The sequence below is a fragment of the Sorangium sp. So ce385 genome (assembly GCF_051474135.1).
GTDB lineage: Bacteria > Myxococcota_A > Polyangia > Polyangiales > Polyangiaceae > Sorangium > Sorangium cellulosum_D.
The window spans coordinates 14153070-14174118 of sequence record NZ_CP150337.1 but is presented as its reverse complement, the minus strand read 5'-3'; the positions used below and the strand labels follow the sequence as shown (position 1 = coordinate 14174118).

Sequence of the window (21049 nt, the reverse complement as noted above, 5' to 3'; positions counted from 1 at the left end):
CCGCCGCACGTCTTGCGCGCCGGGCTACGCCTCGGTCGCCAGGAGGGCCCGGAAGCTCTCGCGCTTCGTGAGGAGGAGCCAGCGCAGGTTCTTCATGAGCTTGCCCTGCTCCGACAGGGCCGCGTGGCTCAGGAGGACGAGCTCGGCCACGCTGATGCCCTCCCGCACGTCCTCCGGCGAGACCTTGACCCGGCCGTCCGCCGCGGCGCGGCAGCGGGCGAAGCGAGAGATGATGACGGTGGCGAGCGACAGGTCGAGGACCGCGGCCAGGAGGTGCCGAGGCGCCGAGAAGATGTGCCGGCGCTGGAGCACGAGGCGCAGGTAGTCCTTGACGAGGGTCCCCTCGTCCCCGGCGAGGAAGCGGTCGACCGTCCTCACCCGCTGCAGCTTGAACGGCTTGGGGATGAACAGCATATCGACGGTGCCGCGGCCGAGCATCCAGGCGACCTTGTTGCCGAAGCTGCGCAGCGCGTGGAGCTCCGTCCACGAGGCCTCTCCGACGCGGTGGGCCTCCCGGACCCGCGACGGATAACAGAGGTTGCCGAGGAGATAGGCGAACAGCACCCGGGCGTAGAACGAGGGCTTCCTGCGGGGCTCGAGCGGCGCGGGCGCCTCGGCGCCGGCGAGCGCGAGGGCGGCGTCGATCGAGACGTCCGCGGCGCGCTCGGCGCCCGGGGGGAGGGCGCGCTCGAAGGCCGTCGTCCAGTCGTAGAGCCGCGCCAGGATCGACGCCGGCGAGTCGTCGGTCGCGAGCTCGGCTTCCCAGTGCGCCGCCGCGCGTAGATACTGCGGCTGGGCGAGGATGACGCCGCCCAGCGTGGCGAGCGCTTTCGACATCCGCTCGGTGTCGCCCCGCTGCTGGAGCTTGTCCTTGAGCTGTCGGTCCACGGGCTCGCCGTAGTTGTCGCGGATCGACGGGCAGAGATGGGACAGCTGCGCGACGACGACGTCCTTCTCGTCGCGGACGAACCCGAACGGGAACGCCTGGCACGACTTGGGGATGTACTCGTGGCCAAACCGCTTCTGCATGCTGCAGAGCAGGTCGTCGTCGAGGAAGACGCACTGGAGCCGGCGGTCCTTCTCCCGCATGGGCAGGACGCCGCGCGCGATGACGAGCGCCCCCTCCTCCCCGGCCCGCTCCCGCACCCACGGCTCCTCGAGGTACCGCTTGGCCTCTTCGCTGCTGAAGCGGATGTTCCAGGGCAGCCGGCAGCAGCGAGCTGGGCAGTCGCGGCACGCGAACTTCTGATCCGGGGGAGAGGAGAGCTTCTCCGCCGGAAGCTTCGGGAGCTTCTTCGCCGGAGAGGCGCGCTTCGTCTTCGTCGCCATGGGGCGGCCGACGATACAACGCGACGGCGATGCGCGCCCGGTCCGGCCGCGCCCTCCGCCGCCGTCCCGGCCTGCCGGGCGAAGCGAGCCGAGGGGCTCAGGCGTGACAGAACGCGACAGCCGGGAGGGCTGCGGACAAAAATACAGCGCCGCCGGGGCCTCAGGGGGGCGAAGGCCGCGCCGGCGGCGCTGGCCTCCCATGAAGCACCGACCATGCCATCCGGAGGATCCCTAGAACCGGCCGAGAATTGCGGCAGTGCGTCGGGGACATCCCCGCCAGGTTTCGATTCTGAAACGCCATGGTCTCAGCATTGCACGATTGTAAGGACCATTTTCTTACCAACGTATTCTACCAAGGACGTAACAATTACAGCTATTGCTGTGTTTTTCTCCTGATGTGGCACGTATTGGCGTATTCCGTGCTACGAGCGCTGTACCCCCTACTAAGGAGAAACAAGATGCGACTTGCTCTTCCCCTGTCAGCGGTTGCAGCGATGTGCCTGTCGCTTGCCGCCTGCGGCGACGACGACCCGAGCCCGCAAGGGACCACGTCCGGCACGGGTCACCCCTCGCCGTCGCCTCCGGGCGAAGGCGGTGATGGCGGCGAGGGCGGCGACGGCGGTCAGGGCGGCGACGGCGGCCAGGGCGGCGACGGCGGCGACGGCTTCGGCGCCCCGGAGGCGAAGGCGGACGGCGAGGCCTGCACGGCCAACGAGGAGTGTCTCGGCGGGCTCTGCTTGACCGAGGAGTCGTTCGGCTGGGCGGGCGGCTACTGCTCTTCGCTCTGCGACGAGGAGCTGCTGCCTTGCGAGGAGGGATCCGAGTGTCTGCCCCAGGGCAGCTACTCGCTCTGCCTCAAGTCCTGTGCAGCGGCGGACGACTGCGAGGGAGTGGGGCAGACCTGCGTCGACGTGGACGGGGCAGGCTGGCAGATGTGCGTCGGCGGCTGCGACGCCGACGAGCAGTGCCAGGGCTCCTGCGACGACGACTCCGGGTTCTGCGTCGCGAAGGGCGAGACCTGCGACAACGGCGAGGACGACGACCGCGACGCCCTGCAGGACTGCGAGGAGCTCGATTGCTCCGCGCAGGCGGCGTGCTCCGATCGCATCACCGCGGCGTGCACGGGGGCGACCGACGTGTCCGAGGGAGGGACGTTCACCGGCACGACGGAGGACGGCACCGACACGTTCGGCGCGATCTGCTCGGACCTCTTCGGCACGTACCCCGCCGGCTCGGGCCTGAAGGAGAAGGTCTTCGAGTTCGTCGCGCCGGCGAAGGGCGTGGTCGAGTTCGCCGCGTTCTCGGACGATCCGGAGGGCCTGTTCGACTGGTACGTCCGGACCAGCTGCGACGACGCGGCCACGCTGCTCGGCTGCCTCCAGGCGTTCGCGCCGGGCGACCCCTTCGTGGAGCTCACCGTCGAGGCCGGCGATACCTACTTCATCTACATCGAGGCGCTGAGCGACGCGGACGCTTCGTACGAGCTCGACGTGAACTTCGTGCCGCAAGTCTGCGGCGATGGAGAGATCGTCGGCACGGAGGAGTGCGACGACGGCAACACCGTGGACGACGACGCATGCAAGAACACGTGCGTGGTGAACGCGGAGGTCCTGTGCGCCGACGCCGTGGCGCTCACGGAGCCGGAGGTGGCGGGGGACACGTCCGACGGCACGCAGGGCTTCACGGGGTCGTGCGGGGGCGCCGGTGGGGAGATCGTCTATCGGTACACCCCTTCGGCGAGCGGCGATGTGACGATCACCGCCACGCCGGAGGTCGGCAGCGATATCGTCCTCTACGCGCGGACCGACTGCGCCGACCGGGACAGCGAGCTCGCGTGCGCCGATGATCCGCTCGAAGCCGCGTTCCCCGAGTCGATCACGGTGGCGGTGACCGCCGACGCGCCGATCGACATCTTCGTCGACAGCTACGGCCCCGGCGATGTCGGGCCGTTCACGCTGACGGTCGCGCCGGCGGAGTGACCTTTCGCTGAGCGGCGGCGCCGCGGAGGGGGGCGCTGCCGCCTCGCTCTCGCGGCGCTGCCCGCGCGCGGTGCGCGGTCGTCACCACAAACGTGGACCGGCCGTCCGGGAGGCTCGGCCTCCGGACAGCCGGGGAGCGCCGCCGGCGCTGGAGTCACTGGGGCGGCGGGAGCGCGGCCTCCCGGCCCTTCATGCTCGGCGGGTCGACGACCTGGAGATCCATCGTCGCGACCTCGCCCGGCCTCACCCGCAGGCCGGCCCCGGTGCTCGTCGACTCGACGTTCAGGATGTAGGGGCCGGGCGGGAGCCCGGACGCGCGGTACGAGCCGTCCTCGGCCGTGACAGGGTAGAACATGCCGATGGCGCCCTCGTCCCCCACGGAGGTGGCCAGCACGAGGCGAGCCCCCGGGAGCGGCTTGCCGCCCACGGTGACGCGGCCGCGGATCTCCCCTGTGCCCTGGGGCGGAAAGGCGATGTCCTGCTGCGTGGTCTTCCCCTCCGCGATCTCGACGCCCGCCATCATCACCTGCTCGCCGCGCTGCATGATCACGCGGAGCGCGCCGGACGGGACCTGATCGAACTCGAAGCGGCCCTGGGCGTCGCTCACCGTGTTCACGAAGCCGATCGGCCGGTGCGCCAGCGTGATCCGGGCGCCCGCGATGGGCTTGCCGTCGGCGTCGCGCGCCACGCCGGAGAGGCTGCCGCCGGGCGACATCACGAGCTTCACCGGCGGGAGGCCGTCGCAGCTCGAGACCTCGATCTCCATCGAGCTCACGGCGTTGCTCCCGTCATAGCCGCGGACGACGACCGTGCCCTTCGGCACGTGCGGCAAGCTGAACGAGCCGTCGTCCTCGGTCTGCGCCTGGGCGGCGGCCTCCATGGCGACGGGGCTCATCTCGCCGACGGCGATCAGCGACTCGGCGTCGACGTACACGCCCGGCAGCGGAGCGCCGGACGGGTCCACCGCGCGCCCGGTCAGAATACACCCCTGGGAGAGGGTCAAATCCATCTTCTCGACGTCCCCGGCTGCCACGGCGATCATCGAAGAGAACGTGGGCGCGAAGCCCGCCGCGGTCGCCCTGACGGTGAACTGCCAGGAGGGCAGCTGCTCGATGCGGAACGAGCCGTCCGGGCTGTCGAACGTGCGCGAGAACAGAGGCGGCGTCGCAGGGGTCTCCGCCGTCACGGCCGAGAGGACGTCGAGCGCGAAGCGCCGCACGGGCTCGCCCCGCTCGTCCAGCACGCGCCCCTCGATGACGCCGCTCCTCGACAGCACGAGGCTCACCGCCTCGCCGGGGTGCGCCGTGGTCGACGTGGTCCCGTACCCCTCGGCGCTCGCGTTCAGCTGATAGGTGCCGTCCGGGAGCGCGATCTCGAACCGCCCGCGCTCGTCGCTCTTCACCGAGCCCGCCGTCGAGAGCACGTTGCCGGCGACCTCGAAGGTCGACGCGACGACCGTCGCGCCCGCGATGGTGTTCCCGTCGCTCCCGTAGACAAGGCCGCTGATCGTGGGCCGCGCCTCCGGCTGCGCCGCGGGCGCGCCGCCGCGGAGGAGCGCTCTGTTGCGATAGCGAGCCCGCTTCTCCGCCGCGGCGGCCGGGGCCTTCGCGCCGCCGGTCGGCTCGTCCGCCGGACGGAGGGCGAGGAAGAGGGCCACGCCGGCGAGGGCAGCCAGGAGAAGTCCGACGGCGATCCACAGACGCCGGCGCGACGGGGGCCGTTGCGACGTACTCGGTTGCATCATTGTTCCTCCAGACAAGTCGACTTGGCTAGAGCTCTGCGCCGGACGCTCGATGGAGGCGGAGAAAGAGAAGGGGCCGCCGGCCACTGCCGGCGCCCCCTCCTCGCTCCGCACGACGCGATCGACGAACGCCTCCCCGTCCTGCCCGGGGCCGTTACTGAGGGCTTTCTGCGGGGAGACCCTCGCCGATCGGTCGAGCGCTGGGCGTCGCTTCAGAGCCCGATGGAGACCGGTCTCAGCGACGCGCCGGCATCAGCAGCCACTCGGCGTGAACGTGCCGGTCAGGGCGAACGACAGCGGCGAGTGGTACCGCAACACCGACTTCATCACGCCGTTGTAGCCGTCCTCGATGGCGATGAAGCTGGCCAGGATCGACTTCTGCCACTTCGTGTCGATGCCGTAGTTCGGGCCGAAGGTGTCCATGCAGATGTCCGAGTCCGTGAACTGATAGGAGATCGCGTCGCAGTCGAAATTCCCGAGCGTCGTCGCCTGGCGGAGGACGGAGGTGGCGCTCACGGCGGCGCCCGGGGCCGCCATGACGCCCCACTTGCACGCGAAGACGCACTCGTCTCTCCACAAATCCCCGCTCTGCTCGGCCAGGCCGCAAGCGAACTTACCGGCAGGGATCTTCCGCAGCCCGTTCTTGAGCACGACATCGTAACCGCAAGTCTGATTGATGGCCATGGCGCTGCCAGAGACCGACATCACCGCAGCGAAAGCGAGCGCCCAACGAGCAAACTTCTTCATGAGAAATACCTCCGAGGAATCGAATCTGTGGTGAAGTTTGATGCAGATACCTATCCAGATCGTCACCCAAGGGATTCATGCCCCGGGGCCTGCGCCAGGGGAGCGATGGCCCGGCGGGCGCGACGCACGTCGTCGTCGGCCCGTCATGGCCACGCTCCCGGAGGAACCCGCCCCGAGGTCATGACGCGAACAACAGGAGACTATTCTCCCCGCGGGTTCGCGCAAGCACTTTTGACTGGCAGTCTTCCGCTCGAAAACACGACGGAGATAGAACCAGGGAGAATACCGGCACTCCTCGACTATGCTCTCATGCCCTCTGCCTCGAACGCACCCCGTGGGCTCCCACATCCAGCCGAAGTATCACGCACCTGCGCCGCGAGAGGCGCTGTGCGGCGGCGCTGCGAAGAGCGGTCCAGGCCGCGTGTGACGGCGGGAGCGCCCGCGCGGGCGCGCGAGGAAGGAACACGCGGAATGCGCGTGAACGATCGCGAGCGACTCCCGAGGATGCTTGTGGGTCCCGCCCCCTCATGTGACGCCGCTGAGCACCGCGGAGCCACACGGCGGCGCGACGGAGCGCGGCAGTCTCGCGATGATGGGATATCGAGACATCGAGTCGCCGCGGCGGGCGGGGGTTCGTCCCGGCCCCCCGGCGGCGCCCGGAGCGGGCGCGCCGCGTCTCGGCTGGACGTGGGCGCAGCGACCCCGGACGCGCGGGGGCGCCGCGCGTCAGCGGAGGGTGACGGCCAGCCGGTAATCGAAGAAGGCCGCGGAGCCCGACGCGCCCGAAGCGGCGCGGACGCGGAGGAAGTACGTTCCCGCCGGGAGCGCGTGCGCGCCGGGGTGGCGCGGCGCGTCCCCGGTGCCGTCGACGAGCGAGCAGCGCCCCCGGCCGCCGTCGTCGTCGTCCGCGATGAGCGCGCCCTCGGCGTCGAGCAGCGACAGCCGGCTGTCGATCTCGAGCGACTCGCACGTCTCCGCGCCGCCCTCGACGATCTCCGCGCGGATCGAGCGGCCCTCCGGGAGGTCCACGGCGTAGAAATCGAAGTCGTCGCTCGTCCGCGCGCCGGCGATGAAGACGTCGGAGCCGATGGGCCCGTTCGCCTCGGCGATGGTGCCGTTCGGCTCGCCCTCGGCCCCGGCGGACTCGAGGACCTTCGCCTGGAGGAGGTAAAGCGGGATCGCCGCGCCGCCGTCCCGAGACGCTGCCTCGATATCGTAGTCACCGGCGGGCAGCGCCAGGACGAGCGCCGAGCAGCCGCCGATGCCGCTCGCGACCTCGGCGTCGGAGAGCCCCTCGTCGGTCGCGACGAGCGCCCCCTCGGCGTCCCGCACGCGGAGCGTCGTGGCGATGTCCCCCGCGCAGCCCGCGGCGGTGCCGTCGAAGACCTCGAGGCGCACGACCGACGCGACAGGCAATCTCATGGGAAAGACATCCCTGTCGCCCGCAGCGAGGCTCGCCGCGACGAGCGCGTCGCCCGCGATCACGAGATCGCGCGCCCCCGCCTCCTCGAGGGTGTCGTTCGGCTCGATCTCCGCGGTCACCGCCTCGAGCTGACAGGCGGCGCTGCACCCGTCGCCGCCCGCGGCGTTGCCGTCGTCGCACCCCTCGGGCGCGTCGCGGAGGCCGTCGCCGCAGACCGCGACCCGCTCGCAGCGCGGATCGCAGAGCGCGCCGCCGTCGCACTCCTCCGCGCCCTCCCTCACGCCGTCGCCGCACGAGGCGTCGAGCGAGACGCGCAGCGTGTAGCGCGCCCCAGGCACCTCGGGGAAGCCGCGGACGCTGACATAGTACGTCCCCGGCGAGAGGCGGCGCGCCGCGGCGCCGCCCGGGCTCGTCGAGTCGATGAGCGAGCAGGCGCCCACGCCGCCGTCGTCGTCGGACGCGAGCACGGTCGCGCCGTCCGCCGCGAGGAGCGCGAGGGCGGTGTCGACGCCGCCGGCGCAGCGGTCGGGGCCGCTCGAGTCGAAGGTCTCGAGCCGGAGGTCGGAGAGGGTGGCGAGCTGCAAGGCGAAGAGATCGACGTCGCCCTCCGGCGCGATCGCGCCGGACACGAGCGCTCCCGGCGCCACGGCGCCGTTCGCGTCGGCCTCGGCAGGGGTCGAGTTGGGCTCGATCTCGGCCGTCGCCCCCTCGAGCCGGCACGCGGCGTCACAGCCGTCCCCGCCGTCGGTATTGCCGTCGTCGCAGACCTCGGGATCGTCGATGAGGCCGTCGCCGCACACCGGGATGCGCTGGCACGCAGGCCCGCACGCGGGGCCGCCGTCGCACTCCTCCAGGCCCTCGACGCGGCCGTCGCCGCAGACGGCCGTCGTTCGAGCGCGCAGCGTGTATCCGCCGATATAGCCGCTGCCGTAGTCCTCGACGCGCACGAGATACGTGCCCGGCGCGGGGATGGCGGCCTGGATGCGCGAGCACGCGTCCTCGCCGCCATCGTCGTCCTCCGCCATCACGGCGCCTTCCGGCGAGAGGAGCTGCATCACCGTGTCGACATCGCGGCACGAGCGCGGGCCGCTCGTGTCGAACGTCTCCAGATCGAGGTCGGCCACGCCGGGGACCTCGACGGCGAAATAGTCGATCTCGCCCGGCGGATCGATCGACGCGGTGAACAGCGCGCCCGTCGCCGTCGCCTGCCCCGCGGTCGCCTGGTCCGGCGCGTCGTTCGGCTCGACCTCCGGGAGCGTCCCCTCGAGCTCGCACGCGGCGCTGCAGCCGTCTCCGCTCTCGGTGTCGCCGTCGTCGCACGTCTCGGCGCCGTCGACCACGCCGTCGCCGCACACCTGGATGCGCGCGCACGCCGCGGAGCACCCCGCGCCGCCGTCGCACGCCTCCGACCCCTCGACGACGCCGTCGCCGCAGAGCGCGGTGAACACGACGAGGAGGTTGTAGCCGGGGATCGTGGCGTCGCTCGTGAACTCCTCGACGGCGACGTAATACGTGCCCGGCTCGAGCTGGGTCGCCCACGGGGCGACGCTCGCGTCGATGAGCGAGCAGGCCTCCGGGCCGCTGTCGTCGTCGCTCGCCAGCACCGTCGCGCCGTCCACGTCGAGCAGCTGAAGGAAGGTGTCGACCCCCTGGGCGCACGCGCTCAGGCTCCCCGGGCTGAACGTGGCGAGCAGGATCTCCGCGACGCTCGGCACCTCGAAGGCGAAGACGTCGACGTCGCCGAGCGGCGCGATCGCCCCCGAGACGAGCGCGTTCGGCCGGAGCGCGGCGCGCTGGCCGGCCTCCGCCGCGGTGTCGTTCGGCTCGACCTCGGGGCGCGGGGTGTCCAGCTCGCACGCGGCGCTGCACCCGTCGCCGCCGACCGTGTTCCCGTCGTCGCAGAGCTCCGGGCCCTCGAGCGCGCCGTCGCCGCACACCGAGGTGTCCAGCGTGAGCGAGAGCGTGTAGTCGAAGGTCGCGGGCTCCGCAGCAGGGGAGATCTGCACGCTGACGAGGTATTCGCCGGGACTCAGCTTCTCCAGCACGAGGTGAGAGCAGTAGTTGTCTTCGTCGATGTCGTCGTGGTCCGCGATCGTCTCGAGCCTGCCGTCGACGATCGTCACGTAGGTATCGACGCCGAGCGAGCGGCACGTCGTGCCCAGCGGGCCGTCGAGCGTCTCCGCCTCGAGGCGCCCGAGCGTGCCGTCGGGGACGGTCACCGAGAACACGTCCACGTCGCCTTCGGGATCGATGAACGCGCGGATCCGGCCGTCCGGCGCGATGGCAAAGGCGTCCTTGGCCGACGCGAAGCCGTCGTTCGGCTCGACCTCGCACCCGGGCTCGACCTGACAGGCGCGCGAGCAGCAATCGCCGTCCTCGTCGCCGCCGTCATCGCACGTCTCCGCGCCGCCCAGCGCGCCGTTGCCGCACCCGTCGGTGCACGCGCTCGGCGCCCCGGCGCAGGCGAACCCGGGCTCGATCGCGCAGCCCGGATCGCACCCGTCGCCGGCCGTCCGATTCCCATCGTCGCACGCCTCGGCGGGCGCGCCGACAACCCCGTCGCCGCACACCGCGCCTGGCACGCCGCCGCCGCTGCCGGCCTCGCCTCCGCCGCCGGCCTCGCCGCCGCTGCCCGCCTCACCGCCGGCGCCGCCGCTGCCGGCCGCGGGCTCATCGATCTTGCTGCGGTCGACGGCGACGAGCAGCTCGCACCCGATCAGGGCCGGAGCCCCCAGACCGAGAAACAACGGGAGCGCGGTCCTGCGATGGAAAATCATGGGGGCTCGGGCCTCGGCTCGGCGCGATCGCCGGCATCATGGCAATCGCGGCCATCACGTTAGGAGCGCCGCAGGCTCGCCGCGGCGCCGTGGCCGGCAGCAGACCCAAGACCCACCGTTGCGTCAAGGGACAGCGCGCGCGCCGAGCCTCAGTACGTCACGACGACCGCCTTGTGCAGGTATTCGTCGCCGTCGATCTGGGAGAGCATGAAATGCGCGACGTCCTCGCGAGAGATGGTGGGACCAGCAAAGAAGTATCCGCCCATCGGCAGGTGATCGACGCTGGCGCGGTAATCCTTGGTGAGCCGCCCGTCCGTGAGCTTGGGCGGGCGCACGACGGTCCAGGCGACATCGCTCTGACGGACGGCCTCTTCCATGCGCTGCATGTCGGAATACCGGTTGCGGAGCAGCGGCTTCACGAGGACGCGGAACCACAGCGCGCTCTGCTGATCCTCGCCGACGCCCGCCGAGGTGACGGCGATCAGGCGGCGGACGCGGTGCTCCTTCATCGCGCGGAGGACGTTGGCGACGCCCTCGGAGTAGACGCGCGTCGGGCCCAGGCCGCGCGACCCGACGGCGGAGAGGACCGCATCGTGGCCGGACACCGCGCGCGACACCTGCTCGGCATCCATGATGTCGCCCCGGAGGGCGCGCAGCCGCTCGTGGTGCGGGACAGGGATGCTGGCCGGCGTGCGCGCGAATGCGGAGACCTCGTGGCCGGCTTCCAGGGCCTGACGGACCAACGCGGCGCCCGTGCCCCCAGTCGCCCCCAAGATCAGCAGTCTGCTCATGAGCCGCCAGCCTACCCGGTCTGCCGCGGCGGGTTCAATACGCGCGTCGTGACGCGGCGCGGAGGCGCGCTGTCGTTAGTCCTCGTCAGCCCTCGTCTCCGCCAGGCAGCCCCTGACTCGCCCCGCCTCCTCCCGACGCGCCCTCACGCATGCCCCCCGAATCTCGTGCTGCGTTATGGAGCGAGGCGCGCGCGCCGCCCTGGGCGGGACGCCGGCCTCATCCGTCGAGCGCCGCTCGGGGATCCTCCGGGCGAGCGGCGCTCCGCCCGTCAGGCGCCGAGCCGCAGCCCCACGACCACGCCGTGGTGATCCGAGCCGGAGAACGGCGCCCGTTCGCAGCGCGTGATCGTCCACCCCTCGCCCGGTTGAACGAAGACATAGTCGATGCGGCGCAGCGGGAGGCCCGCCGGCCAGGTGCCGCCGGTCTTGCCGGGGTGCGTCTGCGACCAGGCGTCGAGCCAAGAGCCCTCTCCGGCGCTCGCCTGGAGGTAACAGACCGCCTCCTCGCTGGGGAGCGCGTTGAAGTCGCCCATCAGCACGGCGCCGAGGCTCTTCGACTTCTCGCGCTCGCGCGCGGCGAAGCTCACGAGCTCGCGCACGGTGCGCGCCCGCGCGCGCTTCGACAGCGACAGGTGCGTGACGAGCACGTCGATCACCGCGCCCGCGCGCCGGATCGCGGCGCGCAGGACGACGCGCTGGCTGTCGCGCTCGAACGGGTCGTCGCGGTCGAGCGTGAGCGCCTCCACGGAGTGATCGAGCACCTCGATGTCGTCCCGGCAGAGCAGCGCGACCCCCTCGCACTCGCCGCCCGCGGCGACCCGCCCCGGCGCGAACCAGGCCCGGTATCCGCCGACGAGCCGCGAGAGCTCGCCGGCCTGGCCGAGATCGCCGCTCGCGCCCTGCGCGTGCACCTCCTGGAGCCCGATGATGCAGGGGCGCAGATCGCCGAGGAGCCGGGCCAGCATCGCCCGGCGCCGCTCCCAGAGGGCGACTCCCCCCCAGATGTTCTGGGTCAAAATGACGAGGTCGCGATCCTGGCTCAAATGCCTCCTCCTCGGGCGTCAGTCCGGGGATGTCTTAACCAGCTTGTCGAGGAGGCTCAAGGCCCCGTGAGCGAGCCAGTCCGCGGCCTTGGCCTGGAGCGACCGCTCCGCGAGCGTGCCCCGGGTCACCGGCCGCGAGGCCGCCCTGTCCCTCGAGAACAGGTCCGCCACCTGCGCGACGAACGCCGGATCGAAGACGAAGAGATTCACCTCGTTGACGGCGCTCAGGCTGCTCGGGTTCGCGTTGAACGTGCCTATCGTGCACCAGTCGTCGTCGATGAGCGCGAACTTCGAGTGCATGACGTCCCGCTGGTACTCGAAGAGCTTGAAGCCCCGATCGAGCCACGCGGCGTGCTCGGCGCGCGCGGCGCGCTGGATGATGGGCAGATCGGTCTCGCCGGGGAGGATGATCTGCACGTCGACGCCGCGCGAGGCCGCGTCGACGAGATCCTTGAGCATCCCGGCGGGCGGGAAGAAATAGGCGTTCTCGATCCAGACGCGCTCCCTCGCCCGCCGGATCGCCGCGCGGTAGCGGCCGTAAACGCGAGCGTTGTCGTCCGGCGTGTCCGCGACGAGCTCGAGATCCGGGTACTTGCGCCCGGTCGCGTAGTCGCGCAGCCCCTCGGATCCGCCGTCGGCCTCGCGCCAGCGCTGCTCGAAGAGGTAGGCGAAGTCGTCGACGCAGGGACCCTCGAGGCGCATACAGACGTCGTGCCACCCCTTGCCGCCGCGCCGCTCGGGGAGCCACTCGTCTCCCCACGCGGCGCCGCCGGTGTAGGCGTACCCGTCGATCACGATGACGCGCGAGTGATCCCGCGGCAGGAGCCCGCCGCGGCCGAGGCTGGATGCCATCGGGCGGTAGGCGCGGACCTCGATGTCGCGGCGCCGGAGCTCGTCGAAGAACGGAGCGTCGGTCTCGTGCGAGCCGAGCGGATCGTAGAGGAGCCGCGTGCGCACGCCGCGCGCCGCGGCCCGCCCCATGACGTCCGCGAACGAGCTCCCGAGCAGGTCGTCGCGGTAGATGTACGTCTCGATGTCGACGCGCCGCTCGGCGCGCTCGACGTCGCGGAAGATCGAGCCCAGCACCGCCTCCATGCCCGGCAGGAGGGTGAGCGCGTGCTGCTCCGTCAGGATGGGGCCGATGGGCTTCGACGCGCCGTCGCCGGAGGGGCCTCTGGGCGGCTCGCCCGGCACGGGCGAGCTGCGTCCGTCGCCGACGGGGCTCAGCAACCGGCGGTCACGGGAGATCATCGGCGGAGTGTGGAGGATGCGCGGGAGAAGGCGAGCGCTACCCGACCCGCCGGCGGTGCGCCGCGCGCGGGCGCGGGCGCGGCGGACGAGCGCTCGCTCACTTGAGGGAGAGCGGGCCCTCGCCGGCCTCGGCGCCGCCCTTCATCTCGTGCGTGTTGGGATCGTACTTCGAGGTGCACTTGGCCATCACGAGGCTCGCCTCGAAGTTGCCGTCCTGCTTGAGCGTGCCCTCGACGGTCACCTGGACGCCGCCGCCCTTCACGTCGCGGAAGGTGTCGGGGATGACGCACTGGGCGTAGCGCACGGGCAGCGTCGCCTGCGTGCCGTGGATCTCGAAGCGGTACTCGCAGGGGGTGTCGCGCTTGGCCAGCGTGCCGGGCACGAGCTCGCCCTCGACGCGGACCTTGCGGCCGGCGAGCTTCTCCTTGGAGGCGAGCAGCTGATCGACCGGCGTCGCGTAGACGGCCGCTTCCTTGAAGCCGACGAGGAACAGGGCGACGAGCGCGCCGACCATGACGAGCAGCGTCGCGAGCAGGCCGAGGCTGCGCGACGGGCGCTTGGTCGGCGGGCTCGCCGCGGCCGGCTTCACCACCGCGGGCGTGTCCTGCTGCTCTACGAGAGACAGCGCCTGGGCCAACTCTTCATCCAGCTTCTTGCTCATCGTGGAACCCTTCAGGCACAGGCTAGCCCGCGCTCCACGGCCGGTCGAGCGCCACCTGCACGCCCCCGTGCCCGGCCGGCGGTGTCCCGAGGGTTCGGACAGCCCTACCGGACTTGTCCCTCGCGAGCGTACTGCACGAACCGGCGCGCTTGCTCGCGGAGCGTCGAGACGCTCGCGGTGTCGTCGGTCGTGAAGAGCACGCGGAGCCCGTCCGCCGCCTCGACGACCCTGCCGCGCGCGCCCGCTCGGGCCATGTCGAACAGGCGGCAGCGCGCCTCGCCCTCCCCCGGCGGCGGCTGCTCCTGCTGGTCGAGCGCGGCGAGGTGCGCGTCGAGCCGGCGAGCGAGCCGCTCGAGCGACGTCGCGGTGGCGCCGGGGACCGGCGTCAGCACGATCTGCACGCCGCCCGGGATGTCCTGCGCGCTGACGCTCGTCGACGCGGAGATCTCCTCGCAGAGCTCGCGCTCGTCGCGGTCGCCCGGCGCGCCCTGGCCCATCCGGTCGCCCGGCGCGCCCTGGCCCATCCGGTCGCCCGGCGCGCCCTGGCCCATCCGGCCGTGCTCCGCGGGGCTCCGCCCGAGCTCGCTCGAGTCCGACGGCGGCGGCGCGTGCCCATGCCAGTGCCCGTGCCCGTGCCCGGCGCCCGGCGGCTGTCCGTCGGCTGCGTAGGGCACCTCGGACTCGAACGTCGGCGTCCTGCCGATCGGCTGGGCCGGCCGCCGCTCGCCGCCGCACCCGGAGACGAGCGCGAGGAGCGCGGCGGCGCCCAGAGTTACGTGCATGCGGTGAATCGACGCGTTCATGGAGGCCTCCTGGCGTTTCTCCGCCCTGCCGGGCTGCAGCCGCCGTGCCCGCGGGCGCGCGCCCCGCGACGATCGCGGCCCGTACAGAGCGGCACCGCGGTGCACGCTCCGGCGTGCGCGCAGCCCACGGCGCGCGGCGCGTGCGCCTGGCGACGATCGCCGGCCCATCTGCGCTAGGCTCGGCCGCCGCCCCCTCCCGGCCACGCCGCGAGAGGGGCCGAGCGCGCGAAGCATGCGACGTCCCCGATCGCCCCTCTCCCTCCTCGCTGCCCTGCTCGTGCCGTTCGCCTGCGGCGCGGGCGCGTGCTCCGGCCGCCCGATGACGGCGGCGCCCGCGCCCGCCGGCACGGCGGCGCGCGCCCCCGCCCGCGGGCCCGCCGCCTCGCCGGCGCCCCCGCCGGCCGACGCCGCGGAGGCGGCCGACGCCGCGGCGCAACCCGGGCGCACGCCGCTCGGCGCGCCGCAGCTCGAGCCGCTCGCGTTCACCGTCGAGCCGTCGCTCGACGGCCGCTCGGTGGTGTTCCTCTCCAAGACGTCGTCGGACCGGTTCGGCTGGGTCAGGCGCCTCGACGCCGCGACCGGCGAGCTCGGGCCGCCGCTCCTGCTCGTCGACGAGGACCTCGCCGGCGCCCTCTCCTCGCCGAGCGGGAGCACGACGCTGCTCACCTCGCAGGACGGCGAGATCTGCGCGACGGCGTTCCTCCCCGGCGAGGCGTCGGCCGCGTCCCGCGCGTGCGCGAGGGCCCGCGCGCACGCGGCGGCGGCCGTGGGCGAGCGCGTCGCGCTCCTCGAGCTCGAGATCGCCGATCCCGCGAAGCGCGACGCGGCCGTGAAGGCGCAGCGCGCGGCGCGCGAGCGCGCCGCCGCGGCGAAGCCCGCCCGGAAAGCGCCCGCCCGCAAGGCGCCCGCGGCGAGGCGGCCCGAGAAGGCGTCCGCCGGCCGCGGCGCCCCGGCCGACAGGAAGAAGCGCGGCGCGGATCGCGGGCGCGAAGGCCGGCCCAGCAAGGCCCAGCGCGCGGCGCCCCGGCCGAAGCGGCCGGATCCGCTGCCCGAGGTCGAGGTGCGGATCCGCTGGTTCTCGCCGGCCGAGGGGATCGCGACGACGTCGTCCCCCACCGGGCTGCGGTTCCGGCCGCCGCTCGACGGCATGGGGCTCATCGACGCCGCCGGGAGGCCCGGCGCGATCGACCTCCTCTACTACGCGGCGAGCGCGAAGAAGACGAGCACGTCATGGCTCGGGAGCGCGCAGATCGCCTTCGCGTCGCTCGGCGAGGACGGCAAGCTCGACGCGAGCCGGCGCGCGGTCGTGGCCGAGGGGGATCTCGACTACGGCGCGCTGCGCGGCCACCTGGATCCGCGCCTCGCGACCGCGAGCGCGGGCGCGGTGGCCGTCGACGTCACCGGCCGCAACGGCGCCTGCCAGGCGACGCGCGTCGCGCCCTCGCTCCAGCGGCTCCCGGCCGGCGCCGCTCCCAGGGCGGTCTGCGCCGTGGATCCGGCGCGCCTCGCGGACCCGACGCCGCTCGCGCCGGCCGAGATCGGCGCGCTCGAGCGCATCGCCGCGAGCGGCGCCCGGCGCGCCGCGGGGCAGCCGGCGTACGATCCGGGGCTCGCCGTGTGGGCGGGGGATCGCGCCTACTTCCAGACGATCGCCGGCGAGCTCTTCTCGGCCTCGCGCGCCGACGGGCAACCGCGCCGCGAGCCGGACCCGTTCCCGGCGCGGCGCGCGCGCCTCGCGTGGGGCGCGTTCGCGGCGGACGGCGAGGGGCTCGCCCTCGCCGCGGGGCAGCTCCACCGGCTCGACGCGCGCGGCCTGATCTCCGCGTCGGCCGCGCCGGCAGGGCTCGGCGCCGCGCCGCCCGGGGGCGCGCCGGGCGCGCCGATCGACGAGCCGGAGCGCCCCGCCGACCGGCGGCGCGCCGCGCGCATCGGGGCGTCCTGGTGGCTCGCGAGGACCGACGTGGTGCGGCTCGCGCCCGAGCCGCTCGTGGTGCCCGCGCTGCGGGGGCGCGCCCACGAGGGCGGCGCGGCGCTCGTCGGCGGCCGCGAGCGGGGGCTCTTCCTCGAGGTGCTCGGCGATCGGCTCCAGATCACCGGGATCGACGCCTCGGGCGCGCTCACCGCGCCGGGCGCGCAGGCCGCGCTCGCGCGCGTCGACCTCCGCGCGCCCGACGCCGCCGCGGCAACCCCGGCGGCGCCCGCCGTCGCGATCGCGTCGCCGGTGCGCGCGGGGTTCGACGCGTGCGAGCGCCGGGGCGGCGGGGCCCTCGTCGCCGGCGTGAGCGCCGGCGATCCGCGCAAGGTCGTGGCGCTCTCGATCGACGCGCTCGGCCGGCCCGGCCCCGCGCGCGAGACGTCGCTGCCGCTCGCCGAGGGCGACTTCACGGTGCGGCTCGTCGCCCTGCCCGAGGGAGGCGCGCTGCTCAGCGACGCGGCCCGGAGCCACGTGGTCTGGCTGGACGACGACGGCGCGGAGCTCGCGTCGCAGCCGTGGCCCACGGACGACACCGGCGCGCTCTGCGTCGACGGGCAGCCGGCGCGGCGCGCGGTCCCGGCGCCCTCGCCGGGCGCCTTCGTGACCGTCCCGGAGCTCGCGGCCCCCGGCGCCTGCGTGGTGGGCGACGTCGTCTGGGCGGCCGACGGCAGCCTGCGGTGGTTCGGGAGCGCGGCGCGCGGGCTCGACGCGCAGGCCGAGGCGGGCGTCGCGCGCCCCGCGCCGCCGGTGGCCGCGGTCGCGGCGGCGCGCCCGGCCGCGGGGGCGAAGGCGGAGGCGCCCGCCCCCGCGCTGCCGGCCGCGCCCGCGTGCCCCTCGGACATGGTCGCGATCGAGGGCGGCCGCTTCTGCATCGATCGCTTCGAGGGGATGCTCGTCGACGGCGCCACCGGACGGGCGCTCTCGCCCGACTACCCGTCGACCCCGAACCTCCTCGAGATCACGCTCGCCGAGTGGTCGACCGGCCGGCGGCGGATCGGCGACGTCCACGCCCGCGCCTTCCCGCTGCCGCTGCTCCCTGGCTGGCAGCGCGGCCGGGCGACCGCCGCCCTGGCCCGCTCCCGGTTCGGGGTGCGGCCGAGCGGCTACGTGACCGGGCTCGTCGCCGAGAGCGCCTGCGCGGCCGCGGGCAAGCGGCTCTGCTCGGTGGACGAGTTCGTCACGGCGTGCCGCGGCGAGGACGACACCCTGTACCCGTACGGAGACACGTTCGAGGAGGGCGCGTGCAATGTCTTCCGGCCTGCGCACCCCGCCGCCCTGCTCCACGGCAACGCGTCGATGGGCCACCTGGACCCCCGGCTCAACCGCGTGCGCAGCGCCCGAGAGCCCCTGCTCCGCGAGACGGGCGGGAGCCCCCGGTGCCGGAGCCGCTGGGGCAGCGACGCGGTCTACGACCTCGTGGGCAACCTCGATGAGTGGGTGAACGAGCCGGGCGGCGCGTTCGCCGGCGGCTTCTACGCGCGCTCGACCCGGGCGGGCTGCGAGGCGCTCATCACGGCCCACCCGAGGAGCTACCTCGATTACTCGACCGGCGTCCGCTGCTGCCAGGACGGCCCCGCGGCGGCCGCGACAGAGACGGAGTCGCCCGAGGCGGCGCCCGCCGGCTCAGTGGTGGGGCCGAGCGGGCATCTGCCGGAGCATCCCGGTCACGGCGAAGGCGGCAGAGATCACGAGGAGCGCGTTGAGCCAGCCGTCCTCGGGCAGCACGCCGAGCACGCCGAGCAGCCACATCAGCAGCGACACTAGCACCACGCTCCAGAGCACCACATCGGTCCAGCGGTTCATAGGGCCCCTATCGGCGAGGGTTCGCCCGAGGACGAAGCGAATCGCGTGCCACGCCGTCGCGGGCGCGCGCTCCCGCGTGCTACGTTCGGCAGTGATGAGCGCGTCATCCTCCGCCATGGAAAGCGACCTGGAAAACCCGACGGAAGAGCACCGGATGCTGCGGCAGATGGTGCGGGATTTCGCCCGTGAGGTCGTCGAGCCGCAGGCCGACGAGCACGACCGGAGCGCCAGCCTCAACGTCCCCTTGATGCAGCGGCTGGGCGAGCTCGGCCTGCTCGGCGTGACCGTGCCCTCCGAGTACGGGGGCGCGGGCATGGACGCGGTCGCCGCCGTGATCGTCCACCACGAGCTCGCGAAGAGCGATCCGGGGTTCACGCTCGCGTACCTCGCCCACGCGATGCTGTTCGTGAACAACTTCTTCCACGCCGGGAGCGACGAGCAGCGCGCGCGGTACCTGCCGAAGGTGCTCTCCGGCGAGTGGATCGGCGCGATGGGCATGACCGAGCCCACGAGCGGGACAGACGTGCTCGGCATGAAGACGTTCGCCCGGCGCGACGGGGATCGGTACATCCTGAAGGGGCGCAAGGCGCTCATCACGAACGCCCCCGAGGCCCAGATCTTCCTGGTCTATGCGACCATCGAGGGAAGGATCACGACCTTCGTGGTGGAGCGCGGGTTCCCCGGGTTCTCGACCGACGAGAAGACGCCGAAGATGGGAATGCGCGCCAGCACGATGAGCGAGCTCATCTTCGACGACTGCGTCGTGCCCGCCCGGAACGTCCTCGGCCAGGAGGGCGGCGGGATCCGCAACATGATGAGGAACCTGGAGCTCGAGCGCCTCACCCTCGCCGCCATGAGCCTGGGAATCGCGGATCGCTGTCTGGACATCATGATCCAGTACGCCGGGGAGCGGAGGAGCTTCGGAAAGCCGATCGCCGAGCACGGGCAGATCCAGCGCTACATCGCGGAGAGCTACGCCAAGACCGAGGCGGCGCGCGCCCTCATCTATTCGGTGGCGCGCAACGTCAGCCCCGACCGGAGAAACCGCCTCGGGACGGACGCGGCGAAGCTCTTCGCGGCGCCGGTGGGCAAGGAGGTGGCCGACAACGCCATGCAGGTGCTCGGCGGCTGGGGGTACTGCACCGAGTACAAGGTGGAGCGGTTCTTCCGGGACGCCAAGCTGCTCGAGATCGGCGGCGGCACGCTCGAGTCCCATCAAAAGAACATCACGCGAGAGCTGATCGGCCGCATCACCTGACACCGCACGCCGCACGGCCCCGCTCGCCCGGCGCCGGCGCGCGTGCGTCGGAGACGGATCCCTGGGCGAAGGGCGATGTCGCCGGCGGCGGTCGGGGCGTATCGTGGCCAGTCGCTGCCGGGCGGCGCGGGGGCGATGAGCGCCTGTCACGCCCTGGTTGCGAAAAGGCAGCGCTGGGTTTGCGGTCCGGCCATCGAGACGCCACGCGCCTCGTTCAGCATCGCCATCCATGGATTGGGGAGCTCTGGCGACGGTCGCGCCGACGGCGCTGTCATCCACCATCTACGCGACGCTCCAGGCCTCCTTCCTCTTAAGGATCGCCCGGCACCGCCTCGAAGCGGCGCGCGGCGCGCCGCGGCCGCTCGCGGCGACCCCGGTCGTCAGCATCCTCAAGCCTGTCGCGGGCGTCGATGACGAGCTCGCCGGCAACCTCGAATCGTTCGCCCGCCTCGATTACCCCTGTTACGAGCTCGTCTTCGGCGTCGCCTCGCGCGAGGACCCGGCGGTGCCGGTGATCCAGGCCTTCATCGAGGCGCACCCCGAGGTGAAGGCGCGGCTGTGCGTGACGGACCCGAGCGAGGCGTTGAACCCGAAGGTGGCGCAGCTCCTCGAGCTCACGCGCAGGGCGGAGGGCAGCGTCCTCGTCATCTCGGACGCGAACGTGCGGGTTCGCCCGGACTACCTCCGCGCGCTCCTGTCGCGCTTGATGCGGCCGGGCGTGGGGCTCGTCTCGAGCCTCGTCGCGGGCACGGGGGAGCGCACGCTCGGCGCGGTGGTCGAGAACGCGCAGCTCGGGGCGTTCATCGCGCCCGGGATCGTCGCCGCCGCGGAGCTCGCGGGGCGGTCGATCAGCGTGGGCAAGTCGATGGCGATGCGGCGGGCCGATCTCGAGCGGGTGGGCGGGTTCGAGAGCGTGGCCAGCGTGCTGGCGGAGGACGACGTGCTCGGGCAGCGCTTCAGCGCGCGCGGGTTCGTGGTCGATCTCTGCCTGGATCCGATCGAGAACCGCAACACCAGCTGCTCGCTCATGCGCACGCTGGATCGGCACACCCGCTGGGCGAAGATGCGGCGCGCGCTCGTCCCGCGCTGCTTCGCGGTGGAGCCGTTCAACTCGCCGCTGCTCATCGCCTGGCTGACATTGCTGCTCAGCCCCACGCGCCTCGCCCTGGAGGTCTGGCTGTTCGCCTGGGCGCTGCAGAGCCTGGGGACGTTCCTGGCCCTGAGGGCGCTGCGGCCGGCGCGCTCCAACCTGGCGCTGGTCGTGGCGGAGCCGCTGAGGACGCTGTGCTGGTTCTTCTGCTGGCTGAACGCCTATTCCAACCGACGGGTCGCCTGGCGGGGGAACGCGTTCTACATCGGGGCTGGGTCGGAGCTGGTGGCGGCCGACGAGCCGTCCTCGGTGCGGTCGCCGGCCCGGTGACGCGCGGGAATACACGCCGTCTTCCGTCTTCCGTCTTCCCTCTCCCCT

At 73.0% G+C, this 21049-nt stretch carries 13 protein-coding genes; 4 read left to right on the top strand and 9 right to left on the bottom strand.

Annotated features, from left to right (window positions below; all coding sequences use genetic code 11):
• Positions 1-24: 24 nt before the first annotated feature.
• The gene (locus WME83_RS51885) at positions 25-1329 is read right to left on the bottom strand and encodes a YkgJ family cysteine cluster protein (RefSeq protein ID WP_437317125.1); all 1305 of its coding nucleotides are present in this window, start codon (positions 1327-1329) and stop codon (positions 25-27) included.
• A 494-nt stretch (positions 1330-1823) separates the two neighbouring features.
• Between WME83_RS51885 and WME83_RS51880 the strand changes: the two genes are divergently transcribed.
• Entirely contained in the window at positions 1824-3308 is a 1485-nt protein-coding gene (locus WME83_RS51880; RefSeq protein WP_437317124.1) for a DUF4215 domain-containing protein, read from the top strand.
• Between the two features lie 154 nt (positions 3309-3462).
• Here the strand turns inward: WME83_RS51880 and WME83_RS51875 are convergent, their stop codons facing one another.
• The 8 genes from WME83_RS51875 to WME83_RS51840 form a co-directional block, all read right to left on the bottom strand.
• Positions 3463-5052: an MSCRAMM family protein gene (locus tag WME83_RS51875; RefSeq protein ID WP_437317123.1), complete on the bottom strand. Its 1590-nt coding sequence runs from the start codon at positions 5050-5052 to the stop codon at positions 3463-3465.
• Between the two features lie 249 nt (positions 5053-5301).
• Positions 5302-5796, bottom strand: coding sequence for a hypothetical protein (locus WME83_RS51870; protein WP_437317122.1), 495 nt, complete (start codon positions 5794-5796; stop codon positions 5302-5304).
• Between the two features lie 726 nt (positions 5797-6522).
• On the bottom strand, positions 6523-9966 hold the full coding sequence (locus tag WME83_RS51865; RefSeq protein WP_437317121.1) for a DVUA0089 family protein: 3444 nt from the start codon (positions 9964-9966) through the stop codon (positions 6523-6525).
• Between the two features lie 179 nt (positions 9967-10145).
• On the bottom strand, positions 10146-10787 hold the full coding sequence (locus tag WME83_RS51860; RefSeq protein ID WP_437317120.1) for an NAD(P)-dependent oxidoreductase: 642 nt from the start codon (positions 10785-10787) through the stop codon (positions 10146-10148).
• A gap of 269 nt (positions 10788-11056) precedes the next feature.
• Entirely contained in the window at positions 11057-11830 is a 774-nt protein-coding gene (locus WME83_RS51855; protein WP_437317119.1) for an endonuclease/exonuclease/phosphatase family protein, read from the bottom strand.
• An 18-nt stretch (positions 11831-11848) separates the two neighbouring features.
• Positions 11849-13081 carry a phospholipase D-like domain-containing protein gene (locus tag WME83_RS51850; protein ID WP_437317118.1) on the bottom strand — a complete coding sequence of 411 codons (1233 nt, stop codon included), beginning with the start codon at positions 13079-13081 and terminating at the stop codon, positions 11849-11851.
• Between the two features lie 97 nt (positions 13082-13178).
• Positions 13179-13742: a cytochrome c maturation protein CcmE gene (locus WME83_RS51845; RefSeq protein WP_437317117.1), complete on the bottom strand. Its 564-nt coding sequence runs from the start codon at positions 13740-13742 to the stop codon at positions 13179-13181.
• 104 nt (positions 13743-13846) lie between these two features.
• Positions 13847-14524 (bottom strand): hypothetical protein, encoded by a 678-nt coding sequence (locus tag WME83_RS51840; RefSeq protein WP_437317116.1) that lies wholly within the window; start codon positions 14522-14524, stop codon positions 13847-13849.
• A gap of 253 nt (positions 14525-14777) precedes the next feature.
• Here WME83_RS51840 and WME83_RS51835 point away from each other — a divergent pair, with 253 nt between their 5' ends.
• From WME83_RS51835 to WME83_RS51825, 3 genes are all read left to right on the top strand, one after another.
• Positions 14778-18284, top strand: coding sequence for a hypothetical protein (locus WME83_RS51835; RefSeq protein WP_437317115.1), 3507 nt, complete (start codon positions 14778-14780; stop codon positions 18282-18284).
• Positions 18285-18438: 154 nt separating this feature from the next.
• The gene (locus WME83_RS51830; RefSeq protein ID WP_437317114.1) at positions 18439-19581 is read left to right on the top strand and encodes an acyl-CoA dehydrogenase family protein; all 1143 of its coding nucleotides are present in this window, start codon (positions 18439-18441) and stop codon (positions 19579-19581) included.
• A 229-nt stretch (positions 19582-19810) separates the two neighbouring features.
• Complete coding sequence (locus tag WME83_RS51825; protein ID WP_437317113.1) at positions 19811-21001, top strand: glycosyltransferase; 1191 nt, start codon at positions 19811-19813, stop codon at positions 20999-21001.
• Positions 21002-21049: the final 48 nt, after the last annotated feature.